Below are 12904 nucleotides of genomic sequence, written 5' to 3' on the forward strand. Positions count from 1 at the left end.
AGATATGGTCCGAACATGGGCATTGCGCAAGTCACACCTGCGGGATGTTCGTCGGGACCCGCATGTTCGTGCGCCGAAATCGGCAAAACCCTCCTCGTGCGCCGAAACAGGCACAACCTTCGATAAGTTGTGATCTTGCGATATGAGCTGTTGATTATTTCAACGATCCCACTTAACCGACGGGGCGCTATCGATGGGGGACCCATGACCGACAAGAACTACGAAGCGCGTCACCTGGAAACACTCGACCGGGATTTGCGGCGCTTTTCACGCCTAGAAATGGCGACCGCACAGGCTGGACGGCCCTTTGTGGGCTCAGGGATTGCCCTGGCATTCATTGTCGTCGCAGGCCTTGTGGCCGCTTTTTTGTTCGGGCAGGGCAACAACGCGCTTGTCGTCGTGATCGCGGCGATGTTCGGGGCCTATATGGCGCTGAATATCGGGGCCAATGACGTCGCCAACAACATGGCCCCTGCGGTGGGGGCGAATGCGCTGACCATGGGCGGTGCCATCGCGATTGCCGCCATTTTTGAAAGTGCCGGGGCGCTCATAGCCGGGGGCGATGTCGTGTCGACCATCGCCAAGGGAATTATTGCGCCGGAAAGCATGGGAACGGCCAACGTCTTCATTTGGGCGATGATGGCGGCGCTGCTGTCCTCGGCGCTTTGGGTCAATCTGGCCACATGGGTCGGTGCGCCGGTTTCCACTACGCATTCGGTCGTGGGCGGCGTCATGGGGGCAGGGATCGCCGCTGCGGGATTCGGCGCCGTAAGCTGGGGTACCATGAGCAAAATCGCCGCCAGCTGGGTGATCTCGCCACTTCTGGGAGGTTTGGTCGCAGCCGGTTTCCTGTGGTTCATCAAGGCCCGGATCATCTATCAGGAAGACAAGATCGCCGCGGCCCGCAAATGGGTGCCGATGCTGGTCGGGATCATGGCGGGCGCCTTTGCATCTTATCTGGCGCTCAAGGGCCTCAAGAAAATCATCAAGATCGATCTCGGGACGGCGTTGCTGATCGGTGCGGCGTGTGGCGGGCTGATCTGGGCAGTGATGATCCCGGTGATCCGCCGCCAGTCCGAAGGGCTTGAGAACCGCAACAAATCGCTGAAGATTCTGTTTGGAATTCCACTGATCATCTCTGCGGCGCTGCTGAGCTTTGCGCATGGCGCAAATGACGTTGCCAACGCGGTGGGGCCGTTGGCCGCGATTGTGCAGGCTTCTGCCTCGGGCGATTTCACTCATGCCGTCAGCATTCCCCATTGGGTCATGGTCATCGGTGCGTTCGGGATATCGTTCGGCCTGTTCCTGTTTGGTCCGAAACTGATCCGCATGGTCGGCAGCCAGATCACCAAGCTCAACCCGATGCGGGCCTATTGCGTCGCCCTGTCGGCCGCGATCACAGTGATCGTTGCAAGCTGGCTGGGCCTGCCTGTCAGTTCCACCCATATCGCGGTTGGCGCTGTATTCGGGGTCGGGTTCTTCCGGGAATGGGATGCCGAGCGGAGGCTGAAACGCGCAAGGCTGGCCTTTCCCGAACGCCCCCGCGTCGCGCCGGAAGAACGCCGCCGCCGCAAGCTGGTTCGCCGGTCGCATTTCCTGACCATCGTTGCCGCGTGGGTTATCACTGTTCCCGCAGCAGCAATGCTGGCAGCGATCCTGTTTCTTGGGATTCAGGTGATTGCCGGGTAAACTCTGGCGCTGACCTCAACGGGTCAGCGCTTTCATTCCCTGTTCCAGCCCTGCCAGGGTCATCGGCACCATGTGGCCTTCGAAGATTTCCTGAATCATGCCGATGGAATGGGTGTATTCCCAATATTTCTCGGGCACGGGATTGATCCACAGGTTCGACGCCCATTGATCCCGCGCGCGTTGCAGCCAGACTTGCCCAGCCTCGGCGTTCCAATGCTCGTTGGCGCCGCCGGGATAGGCGATCTCATATGGGCTCATCGAGGCGTCGCCGACGAAGATGCATTTGTAGTCGGGCCCATAGGTGCGCAACACTTCATGCGTGGGCGTCTGCTGGTCCCAGCGGCGGCGATTGTCACGCCAGACGCCTTCGTAAAGGCAATTGTGGAAATAATAGTATTCCAGATGCTTGAACTCGGACCGTGCGGCTGAAAACAGCTCTTCCACCACTTTGATATGGGGGTCCATTGATCCACCAACGTCCAGGAACAGCAGGACCTTGACCGCGTTGTGACGTTCGGGGCGGGTCTTGACGTCCAGATAGCCGTGTTCGGCCGTGGCGCGAATGGTGCCGTCCAGATCCAGTTCTTCCGCAGCACCTTCGCGCGCCCAGCGGCGCAGGCGTTTCAGGGCAACCTTGATGTTGCGCGTGCCCAGTTCAACCGTGTCGTCCAGGTTTCTGAATTCGCGCTTGTCCCAAACCTTGACCGCGCGCTGGTGGCGGCTTTCCTTTTGGCCGATGCGCACGCCTTCGGGGTTGTAGCCATAGGCCCCGAAAGGAGAGGTCCCGGCCGTGCCGATCCATTTGTTGCCGCCCTGATGGCGGCCTTGTTGTTCCTTGAGACGCTCGCGCAGCGTGTCCATCAGCTTATCGAAACCGCCAAGCGCCTCGATCTCGGCTTTTTCTTCATCCGACAGGTGCTTTTCGGCCATTTTGGCCAGCCAGTCGCCAGGGATGTCAACGGCTTCCAGAACCTGATCGAAGCTGATCTCGTTCAGTCCTTCGAAACTGGCGGCAAAGGCGCGGTCGAACTTGTCGATGTTGCGTTCGTCCTTCACCATCGACACGCGCGCGAGATAGTAGAACGCCTCTACATCATAGGTGGCCAGACCCTTTTTCATGCCTTCCAGAAAAGTCAGATACTCCCGCAGCGATACCGGGATGCCAGCTTTGCGAAGGTTTTCGAAAAAGGGCAGAAACATCGTGTCAGCCCACCAAACGCACCAGAATCAACGAGATCACCAGACCCACCAGCGCAAAGGCAATGCCGTATCCGGCGGCATATTGCGCCATGTCGGCCCGATTGCCGCTGCGCTTTTTCGCGGCCAGTGCGCCCAAGGTCGCACCCAGTGCCGTCATTCCCAGAACTATCAACATATGTGCGTCATCCGTCTTTCGTGCCATCCGTGTTTCTTCGGCCATTGCCCCGTGACAACGACTGGGCCACCAGATCCGAGCCAAACCCGTACCGCGCCCATCCCAGGCTGTCCAGCCTGACGGCACGAGCCTGCTGTATCTGCCCCGCCTGTTTCAGCGCTTCGGATTTCAGCAACAACAACGTGGCAAGCAAAGACGCATTTTCTGCCCGTGTCATGACATCGATGGCCCTGTTCAACTCGGGCAGAACACTGGGCCCCTTTTCCTGTGCCAGCGCAAATGCCGCGGTTTGCGTTGTGACATAGGCCTGATGCACCTCTGTGCCGGGTGTGGCTTTCAGAAACTGTTGCGCAATCTGAAACTGGCGTTGGGCTTCGATGGGGTCCCGGAATTGTTCCATCCGGCCTATCAGGTAATGAGGATAGGCGCGGCGGTGATCCGTCCATCCCTGCTGCTGACCGATCCGTGCCGCCTTACGGGCAGCGCGCAGCTGTCTGGGCGACCCCGCCCCCGGTCCCAGTGATTTCTGAATCGCGTCAATCCATTCGCGCGGCGTATCCGTAAAGGGTTGAACGGGCACCCTGTCCCCGCGCGGGTTCATCCGGCTGAGAACCCCCGGGATGACCGCGGCAACCTGATCGCGGGTCATGCCGGTGCGCAGTTCCGGCGCATAGGCAGCCCGCAGAACCAACATGTCGAACCCGGTCAGAACCGTATGGATATTGTCGTCGTTGAACACCGAATCCGGCAGGTGATACAGATCGTTCAGCGGACCAAGCGCTTGTGCCAGTTCTTCATGCAGGCAATCACGTATTTCCTGCGGACTGACGTCGTATGGGATGAAAATCCCAAGCCGTTCGCGTTTGCGCAGTTCAGTCCAGCTGCTTTTGATCTTTCGGCGGTCACGGCGATATTCTTCAAGGCTCGAGGAGTTGGGGACGACGAAACAGGCCGCATTGGGCAGAATGCGCAGAATGTCTTTCTGGCTGACGGCTTCGATGGTGATATTGGCCTGCCCTTCGTCGATCTGTCGGATGTTGATCCCGGCCTCGCGCCTCAGGCGGTTGAGCAACCGGGTCAGATCCTGCTGCATGCTTGCGGTCGGTGATCCGCTCAGACGGACAGTGACCGGCGTTTCGAAACGCGTGAAAACGGGCAGGGCGGCGCCGCTTTCCAGTTCGAAATGCAGGGACAGGAAGTCAGAGGCGATGTTTTTGTTGGACCGAGCAGGCGGCGAAGGACGTGCCGTTGAAAAAGACTTGGCAGGCGGCAGGCTTGCTTCGATGGGCGCGACCTGATCGGGCAGCTCGATCGTTTCAACCGTCGCGCAGCCGGCAACAACCAGTGCCAGAAAAAGGGCACTCAATCGCTTCATGAGCGGGCGTACTTGATGAACGGTGTCAGTGTGCCGATGCGATCATACAGTTTCCGCGCGGTTTGGTTGAATTCCTGGGTCAGCCAATAGACCGACGGTGCGCCCTGACGATCTGCCTCGTCATAGACCGCCTGGATCAAGGCCCGGCCAACGCCTGCCCCCCGTGCCTCGGGGCGCGCGAACAGGTCTTGCAGGTAGCAGACCTTTTCCACCTTCCAGGCGTGGCGATGAAACAGATAATGTGTCAACCCGACCAGGGCGCCATTCTGTTCGGCAACGAAACAGGAAAAATCCTGCGGGTCGTCGCCCAGCAGTCTGGAAAAAGTTGTTTCGTATACATCATCGGGCAGGGCGGTTTCATAAAATGCCAGATAGTCCCGCCACATGTTGGCCCATTGGCTTTTGTCCTCGGCACGCAGGGTGCGGATTGTCAGTGCGTTCGCCACGCGATTCATCCAATTCTGTGGGCGGCGAAGCTCTGTTTCGCCAGATGGGCCGATGCTGGCATCCGGGCCGTCCCAAGGCAAGCCATGATCACCGACCGGTCACCGTCCGGCTATCGTTTGCCGCGTGCCATAAAGGCCAGACGTTCGAACAGATGCACGTCCTGCTCATTCTTCAGCAACGCGCCATGCAGTTTCGGAAGCGCATCTGCGCCGCCGCGTTTGAGGTCTTCGGCACTCAGGTCCTCGGCCAGCAGCAGCTTCAGCCAATCCAGCACTTCCGACGTTGACGGCTTTTTCTTGAGCCCTTGCGTCTCGCGGATTTCATAGAACTGGGTCAGAGCGGTGGTCAGCAGCGCATCCTTGATGCCGGGATGATGAACCTCGACGATGCGGCGCATCGTGGCCTCGTCCGGGAAGCGGATGTAGTGAAAGAAACAGCGGCGCAGAAACGCGTCCGGCAGTTCCTTTTCATTGTTCGAGGTGATGATGACGATAGGGCGGTTCTTGGCCCGGATCGTTTCCCCTGTCTCGTAGACATGGAACTCCATCTTGTCGAGTTCCTGCAAAAGGTCGTTTGGAAACTCGATATCGGCCTTGTCGATCTCATCGATCAGCAGAACGACCTTTTCGTCGGCCTCGAAGGCCTGCCACAGCTTGCCCTTGCGGATATAGTTCGACACGTCATGCACGCGTTCCTCACCCAACTGGCTGTCGCGCAGGCGGCTGACCGCGTCATATTCATACAGGCCCTGCTGCGCGCGGGTGGTGGATTTCACGTTCCACTCAATCATCCTCAGCCCCAGCGCACCGGCCACCTGTTTGGCCAGCTCTGTCTTGCCGGTGCCGGGCTCGCCCTTGACCAGCAATGGGCGTTCAAGTGTGACGGCGGCGTTCACGGCAATCGTCAGATCGTCAGTGGCGACATATTCGGCTGTACCTTGAAAGCGTGCGGTCATGGGCCTCTCGTGTGGTTTTTCGTGATCCGTGGGCAGGTTGTGTTGTCCGGGTTACAGACGGTCAATGATTTTGACAACCCGCGTCCCTGCGTCGGTTGAGGCGATTTTTGCAGGAACTCCAAGCCCTTTTGGTTGATTCGTGCGCGCGAATGTACCCTGCCAATTGACACCTGCCTCAAAAAGGCCTGCCAAATTTCATAGAAAAACAGGGTTTTGTTGTTGTTTGTCTCATATTTAGACAAAACAGCACGAGGGCGTGCTGAAGCAACGTTTGTGTAGTGACAATCCCACGCCCGTCGGCTAAACGCTGCGCAGAAGGGGGTGCCAAATGTCAGGTGAAACATCCGCGACCGACGTTTCTGGCCATACCGAGGGAGCAAATATGAAACAGGAAGTTTTTCTGCCGGAGGATTACCGCCCGGCCGAAGATGAACCTTTCATGAATGAACGTCAGCTTGAATATTTCCGCCGCAAGCTGTTGGATTGGAAGAATGAGCTTTTGGCGGGCAGCCGCGATACGATCGAAGGGCTGCAGGACAACACCCGAAACATTCCGGATGTCGCAGACCGCGCGAGCGAGGAGACCGATCGCGCTCTGGAGCTGCGGACACGCGACCGCCAGCGCAAGCTGGTTGCCAAGATCGACGCAGCCCTGCGCCGGATCGAAGAAGGTGAATACGGTTACTGCGAAAAGACGGGCGATCCGATTTCGCTGAAACGTCTTGATGCACGTCCGATTGCGACCATGACGCTGGAGGCGCAAGAGCGCCACGAGCGCCGCGAAAAGGTCCACCGCGACGATTGATCGCCGGGTGCAGCTGGAAAATTTCGAACGCCGGGGCCTGTGGCTCTGGCGTTTTTGCGTTATGCGAGGGGCATGAAGATCAATCGGTTGAATTTCTGTGTAATTGGCGGCGGCATCGGCGGTCTGGCGGCTGCGTTGGCGCTGCGGCAACACGGGGCGCAGGTCACCCTGGTGGAGCAAGCCCCGGCATTGACCGAGGTTGGCGCGGGCCTTCAGATCAGTGAAAACGGGATGTGCGTGTTGCGCGCCCTTGGGGTGGCGGATCTGTCTGTGGGCCAGAAGTCGCACGGTACGATCTTGCGCGATTACCGCAAAGGCCGCGTTGTCAGCCGGCTGCCCGGGCCTTCGGCTGGCCCGACCTATTATTTTCACCGTGCCGATCTGTTGAATCTGCTGCATTCTGCGGCCCGTAAGGCCGGTGTGGATGTCCGTCTGGGGGCCAAGGTTTCCAACGTGCAGAAACACCCCAACGAAGCCGAAATTCTGTTGGCGAGCGACGAACGGCTGCGCGCCGAATGCGTCATCGCCGCCGACGGTGGCCGAAGCACGATTCGTCCGGCTCTGAACGGGCCCGAGACACCCGCGTTCACGCACCAGGTCGTCTGGCGCGCCACCATTCCCTGGCGACCGGATTCAGGCGTGGTGACGGCATCCCTGACCATGGGGCCGGGTCGGCATGTCGTAACCTATCCTTTGCGCGATCAGAGCATGATGAACATCGTAGCGGTCGAGGAACGCTCGGACTGGCGGGAAGAGGGGTGGAAGCTGAAAGGTGACCCGGACGAGCTGCGCGCACGGTTTTCAGGGTTCGGCGGTCCGGTAGGTGAGATTCTGTCAAAGGTCTCGGATGTGAATCTGTGGGCCCTGTTCCTGCGCCCGGTCGCAGAAAAATGGCAGAACGGTCGTCTGGCACTGCTGGGGGACGCGGCGCATCCGACATTGCCGTTCATGGCACAAGGCGCCTGCCTGGCGCTGGAAGATGCCTGGGTGCTTGCACGATCATTCGACGAACACTCGGGCGTCACCAGCGCGCTTGCCGCCTACGAGCAAACGCGCAGGCCAAGGGCAGAAAGCGTGGTTGCCGCTGCCGGGTCGAACGCACGCAATTTCCACCTGTCAGGCCCCGCCCGTTTGGCGGCCCAATGTGCGCTTATGGCCATCGGAGGGAAATTGTCACGCCGCTACGAATGGATATACAGCTACGACGTCACGGCCTGAACCGCTAAATATCCAGATCGACCCAGACAGGCACGTGATCCGAGGGTTTTTCATGCCCGCGCACGGCGGCATCAATCTGGCAATCCCGCATTAGATCTGCCGCTTGCGGGGTCAGCAGAAAGTGATCGATCCGAATTCCGTCGTTCCGGTTCCAGGCCCCGGCCTGGTAGTCCCAGAATGAATAGTGCCCCGCGCTTTGGGTGGTGGCCCGGAACGCTTCGGTGAAGCCCAGATTCAGGATCTTGCGGAATGCGGCGCGGCTTTCGGGGCGGAACAATGCATCGTCGCGCCATGCTTCGGGGCGTTTGGCGTCCTCCGCCTGCGGGATGATGTTGTAATCCCCCGCCATCAACGCGGGTTCTTCGGTGGCCAGCAAATCACGGGCACGGTCATATAGCCGTTCCATCCATGCCAGTTTGTAATCATATTTCGGGCCGGGTGCGGGATTGCCATTGGGCAGGTACAATCCACAGATCCGAAGAGCCTTTTTGCCAACGACGGTGGCTTCTATCCAGCGGGCCTGTTCATCCGCGTCATCGCCGGGAAGGCCGCGGGATACATCCTCGAGGGGAAGCTTCGACATGATTGCAACGCCGTTGAAGCTTTTTTGTCCGTGGGTTTCCACGTTGAACCCACGCTCTTCGAATATCTCGCGCGGGAAGTTTTCATCGACCGACTTGATCTCTTGCAACAGCACAACGTCCGGCTGTGCTTCGTCCAGCCAACGGGGCAGGGCTTCGGCCCGCGCTTTGATGCCGTTGATGTTGAACGTGGCGATTTTCATGCGCGATCCTCCGAAGACTTGGTGCAACCTATCGCGCAGAACGGGCCCAACGGCAAGGCGGAGATCGTATTTGCGAGGCTCTGCCTCGCGCTCCGGGATATTTTTGGCCAGATGAAGAAACGGATTATTAACCGAATTTCTTCAAGCTGAAGTGGCGGTACAGGCGGGGACGCCGATGACCGCGCCAGGTGAAGCCCTCTGGTCTTTCGGTCAGAGGGCGGACTCCTGCTTCATCTGGCTGAAAATATCCTGGGGGTGTGGGGGCAAAGCCCCCACGGTTACATCGAAAAAGATGTGCCACAACCACAGGAAGAGGTGGCGTTGGGGTTGTCGATCACAAATCGCGCGCCAATCAGTTCCTGGGTGAAGTCGATAACCGCGTTTTCCAGAAAGGGCAGCGAAATGGCGTCAACAATGACTTTTTGCCCTTTGCCTTCAAGGACCAGATCATCTTCTTTTGGCGTATCCAAAGCGATTTCGTATTGAAACCCCGAGCAACCGCCGCCTTCCACTGCGACACGCAGTGCCTGACCCTGATCCGCCGCGCCGATTTCTGCGAGGCGTTCAAAGGCGCGATCCGTGACTGTTGGGGGCAGATTCATGCCGGTCTCCAAAGGTTTCCTTCCGTTACGCCATACAATATAGAAAGTGCAAGGACAGGCGACAAGGACGGGCCATTTGGACAGAGCTAGTTTTGCCTCGGATCCGGACCGCACCAGGGGGCGGCTCGTAGCCGAGGAGGAAAGCAGTTTCCGATCATGCTTTCAGCGCGACCGGGACAGGATCATTCACGCCAGTGCCTTTCGGCGCCTCAAACACAAGACGCAAGTTTTCGTTGAGCATGAGGGCGATAGCTACCGCACCCGCCTGACCCATTCCATCGAGGTGGCGCAGGTGGCCCGGACCATTGCCGGTGCCCTGGGCCTGAACCCAGAGCTGACCGAAGCCGTGGCCCTGGCGCATGATCTGGGGCACACGCCCTTTGGACATACCGGCGAAGACGCGCTGCACGCGTTGATGAAGCCCTATGGTGGCTTTGATCACAACGCGCAGGCCATTCGGATCGTCACAAAGCTGGAGCGCCACTATGCAGAATTCGATGGGTGCAACCTGACCTGGGAATGTCTGGAAGGGATAGCCAAGCACAATGGGCCGGTTGAGGGCGATCTGCCCTGGGCATTGGCCGAGTGCAATCAGGAATTTGATCTTGAACTGCACACCCATGCCAGCGCGGAAGCGCAAGTTGCCGCCCTTTCTGATGACATAGCTTACAACAATCACGATCTTCTGGACGGGTTGCGCGCAGGGTTGTTCACGGATGACGATTTGCAGGACCTGCCGATTGTCGGGGTCTGTTACGCCGAGGTGGATGCCAGATACCCAGGGCTGGATTCCTATCGCCGGCGTCACGAAGCGCTCAGGCGGGTTTTTGGTGTCATGGTGGGGGATGTCATCAACACTTCGAACGATCTCATTGCCGTTTCTGGCGCGCAGTCCGTCGAAGAAATCCGACATCTTGGGTATCCTGTCATCCAGTTCTCGGATGAGGTTTGGGCGCAACTGCGTGAAATCAGGTCGTTTCTGTTCACACGGATGTATCGCGCACCCAGAGTGATGTCAGTGCGGGCAGAGGTGGCAAAGATCGTGGAAGATCTGTTTCCGATCTACATGAACGATCCCAGGCAGATGCCCGTGCGCTGGCATGATGACATTGAAGCGGCCAGGGACGACACAGCCTTGGCCCGCATCGTTTCCGATTACATTGCGGGCATGACCGACCGATTTGCCTTGCAGGACCATGCGCGGCTGACGGGCTGATCACTCCACGGCTATGTAAGCGATGGCCCAGACTTGCTGAGCCGCTTGTTTAGCGGACTGTTCGGCGTTCTTCGTCGGTGGGAAAACGATTATCGTCGGGCCATAACCTCCGATCCCCATCGGTGCGCCATCAGCATGCGTTGCAACGATCGGTTTGTGGGTGGCGATACTGTTCCACTCGATTTCAGCCTGATACCCATCCAGCGCCATGGGAAGAGCGGTTTTCCCCTCGGCCCCTGCCAATGTCATGACGTCTGCCAAAAGCGGGCCCGAAAACCTGTATTCCCGCTCATTGCCCGGAGGACCATAGGGGATCGTGATCTCGAACTGCTCCAGCCCGTCCAGCATGGCAGCATCAAACCCTGCCGCGCCGTCATGCGTGACCTCCAGATAGCCCAGCAGACCACCGTCATTCTGACCCCGCGCAGGCAGGTTTGTTTCGCGGACTGCGCCGCCCAGCGTCAGCAGCACATGGCCTTTGGGCTGTGGCAGGTCGGCAAGCGCAGGCAGGGCGGTGGACAAAAGCAAGGCAAAGGACAAGGCGCGGTGCATCGACGGTCTCCGGTAGCGGCGTACAGGTCCGAGATTAGCGAGATGTTTCGCCAAACCAAGCTTAAACATTAGGCGTCCATTGACCTTGCCGGTTTGCGTGGTAAACCCCGCGACAAGCAAAAGGACATCCGAAATGAACCTGTTTTCCGAGATCCGCGGCCTTGTACTGGACGCGCTGGCACAGATGCAGTCCGAAGGCGCATTGCCCGAGGGGCTGAGCTTTGACAACGTGGCGGTCGAGCCTCCGCGCGATGCGGCCCATGGGGACATGGCCACCAACGCCGCGATGGTGCTGGCGAAACCGGCCAGGATGAAGCCGCGCGACATTGCGGATGTTCTGGCCGGGAAACTGGCGGCGGATGACCGGATCACCAGCGCAGAAGTGGCAGGGCCCGGTTTCCTGAACCTGCGTCTTGCGCCGTCCGTCTGGCAAGGCGTGTTGGCGGCTGTGCTGGAAAAAGGCACCGATTTCGGGCGCTCGACCATGGGGCAGGGGCAGAAGGTCAATGTTGAATATGTCTCGGCCAACCCGACCGGTCCGCTGCATGTCGGGCACACACGCGGCGCGGTGTTCGGGGATGCATTGGCAAGCCTGCTGGCCTATTCGGGCCATGACGTGACCCGCGAATACTATATCAACGACGGTGGCGCGCAGGTGGATGTGCTGGCGCGGTCTGCCTATGAACGCTATCGCGAGGCCAATGGCCTCAGCCCCGAGATTGCCGAAGGGCTGTATCCCGGCGACTATCTGATCCCGATTGGCGAGGCGCTGAAAGAGAAATATGGCGACAGCCTGATCGACAAACCGGAAAGCGAATGGCTGGAAGAGCTGCGCGCGTTTTCGACCGACGCGATGATGGACCTGATCCGCGCCGACCTGAAGGCGCTGGGCGTAGAGATGGATGTGTTCTTCTCGGAGAAGTCCCTTTACGGCACGGGCCGGATCGAGGCCGCGCTGCAATCGCTGACCGAAAAGGGCCTGATCTATGAAGGCGTGCTGGAGCCGCCAAAAGGCAAAAAGCCCGAAGATTGGGAGCCGCGCGAACAGACCTTGTTCAAATCCACCGAACATGGCGATGACGTCGACCGCCCGGTCAAGAAGTCGGACGGCAGCTGGACCTATTTCGCCCCCGATATCGCCTATCACTATGACAAGGTAACCCGTGGCTTTGACGCGCTGATCGACGTGTTCGGGGCGGATCATGGCGGCTATGTCAAGCGGATGAAGGCGGCTGTTTCGGCCCTGTCCGATGGCAAAGTGCCGCTGGATATCAAGCTGACGCAGCTGGTGAAACTGTGGAAAAACGGCGAGCCGTTCAAGATGTCGAAACGGGCCGGGAACTTTGTCACCCTGCGCGATGTGGTCGATCAGGTTGGTCCCGACGTCACGCGCTTCGTGATGCTGACCCGCAAAAACGACGCGCCGCTGGATTTCGATTTCGACAAAGTGCTGGAACAGAGCCGCGAGAACCCCGTGTTCTACGTGCAATATGCCCATGCCCGGGTGATGAGCGTGCTGCGCCGTGCCGCCGAGGCGGGGATCGACGCCACCGACGCCACGCTGCGCGGGGCCGATCTGGCGTCGCTGGACCACCCCGCCGAACTGACGGTTGCCAAGAAGCTGGCGGAATGGCCACGCCTGGTCGAGATCGCCGCGCGGACCAACGAACCGCACCGTGTCGCCTTCTATCTGTATGAACTTGCTGGGGATTTTCACGCTCTGTGGAACAAGGGCAATGACGAAACCCAGTTGCGTTTCATTCAGGATGGCGATGTTGCCACAAGCCAGTCGAAAATTGCGCTGGCCCGGGCCGTTTCTGTTGTGATTTCGGCGGGCTTGGGTATTCTTGGCGTTACCCCGGCGCAGGAGATGCGGTAACAAATAT

General features: G+C 59.2%; 13 protein-coding genes. 5 read left to right on the forward strand and 8 right to left on the reverse strand.

The features are described from left to right. The first annotated feature begins 204 nt into the window (after positions 1-204). The gene (locus tag ACR0C6_RS03215; RefSeq protein ID WP_152458254.1) at positions 205-1689 is read left to right on the forward strand and encodes an inorganic phosphate transporter; all 1485 of its coding nucleotides are present in this window, start codon (positions 205-207) and stop codon (positions 1687-1689) included. A 15-nt stretch (positions 1690-1704) separates the two neighbouring features. Here the strand turns inward: ACR0C6_RS03215 and ACR0C6_RS03220 are convergent, their stop codons facing one another. The 5 genes from ACR0C6_RS03220 to ACR0C6_RS03240 all read right to left on the reverse strand — a co-directional run bounded on the left by ACR0C6_RS03220 (position 1705) and on the right by ACR0C6_RS03240 (position 5841). Continuing rightward, on the reverse strand, positions 1705-2889 hold the full coding sequence (locus ACR0C6_RS03220) for a vWA domain-containing protein (RefSeq protein ID WP_171228140.1): 1185 nt from the start codon (positions 2887-2889) through the stop codon (positions 1705-1707). 4 nt (positions 2890-2893) lie between these two features. Next, positions 2894-3091, reverse strand: coding sequence for a hypothetical protein (locus ACR0C6_RS03225; protein ID WP_480618233.1), 198 nt, complete (start codon positions 3089-3091; stop codon positions 2894-2896). Continuing rightward, positions 3072-4439 carry a DUF2927 domain-containing protein gene (locus ACR0C6_RS03230; protein WP_480445387.1) on the reverse strand — a complete coding sequence of 456 codons (1368 nt, stop codon included), beginning with the start codon at positions 4437-4439 and terminating at the stop codon, positions 3072-3074. Before ACR0C6_RS03230 ends, ACR0C6_RS03225 begins: the two co-directional genes overlap by 20 nt. Next, positions 4436-4894, reverse strand: coding sequence for an N-acetyltransferase family protein (locus tag ACR0C6_RS03235; protein WP_480445386.1), 459 nt, complete (start codon positions 4892-4894; stop codon positions 4436-4438). The genes ACR0C6_RS03230 and ACR0C6_RS03235 overlap by 4 nt, the downstream gene beginning before the upstream one ends. A gap of 101 nt (positions 4895-4995) precedes the next feature. Then, complete coding sequence (locus tag ACR0C6_RS03240; RefSeq protein ID WP_152458249.1) at positions 4996-5841, reverse strand: AAA family ATPase; 846 nt, start codon at positions 5839-5841, stop codon at positions 4996-4998. Between the two features lie 382 nt (positions 5842-6223). Between ACR0C6_RS03240 and dksA the strand changes: the two genes are divergently transcribed. Beyond that, positions 6224-6646 carry an RNA polymerase-binding protein DksA gene (gene dksA / locus ACR0C6_RS03245; protein ID WP_171167736.1) on the forward strand — a complete coding sequence of 141 codons (423 nt, stop codon included), beginning with the start codon at positions 6224-6226 and terminating at the stop codon, positions 6644-6646. 72 nt (positions 6647-6718) lie between these two features. Further along, the gene (locus ACR0C6_RS03250) at positions 6719-7864 is read left to right on the forward strand and encodes an FAD-dependent oxidoreductase (RefSeq protein WP_480618236.1); all 1146 of its coding nucleotides are present in this window, start codon (positions 6719-6721) and stop codon (positions 7862-7864) included. 4 nt (positions 7865-7868) lie between these two features. On the opposite strand, the gene xth is transcribed toward ACR0C6_RS03250, so the two are convergent. After that, entirely contained in the window at positions 7869-8648 is a 780-nt protein-coding gene (xth, locus tag ACR0C6_RS03255; RefSeq protein ID WP_480445383.1) for an exodeoxyribonuclease III, read from the reverse strand. A 278-nt stretch (positions 8649-8926) separates the two neighbouring features. Then, the gene (locus ACR0C6_RS03260; RefSeq protein ID WP_152458245.1) at positions 8927-9250 is read right to left on the reverse strand and encodes a HesB/IscA family protein; all 324 of its coding nucleotides are present in this window, start codon (positions 9248-9250) and stop codon (positions 8927-8929) included. 76 nt (positions 9251-9326) lie between these two features. Between ACR0C6_RS03260 and ACR0C6_RS03265 the strand changes: the two genes are divergently transcribed. Further along, positions 9327-10466 (forward strand): deoxyguanosinetriphosphate triphosphohydrolase, encoded by a 1140-nt coding sequence (locus tag ACR0C6_RS03265; protein WP_480618238.1) that lies wholly within the window; start codon positions 9327-9329, stop codon positions 10464-10466. Here ACR0C6_RS03265 and ACR0C6_RS03270 read toward each other — a convergent pair whose 3' ends face one another. Next, positions 10467-11018, reverse strand: a complete 552-nt coding sequence (locus tag ACR0C6_RS03270) for a putative pterin-binding protein (protein WP_480445381.1) — start codon at positions 11016-11018, stop codon at positions 10467-10469. A 133-nt stretch (positions 11019-11151) separates the two neighbouring features. On the opposite strand from ACR0C6_RS03270, the gene argS reads away from it, so the two are divergent. Continuing rightward, positions 11152-12897, forward strand: coding sequence for an arginine--tRNA ligase (argS, locus tag ACR0C6_RS03275; protein ID WP_480445379.1), 1746 nt, complete (start codon positions 11152-11154; stop codon positions 12895-12897). The last annotated feature ends 7 nt before the right edge of the window (positions 12898-12904 follow it).

It is taken from the genome of Ruegeria sp. AL12 (assembly GCF_056540885.1).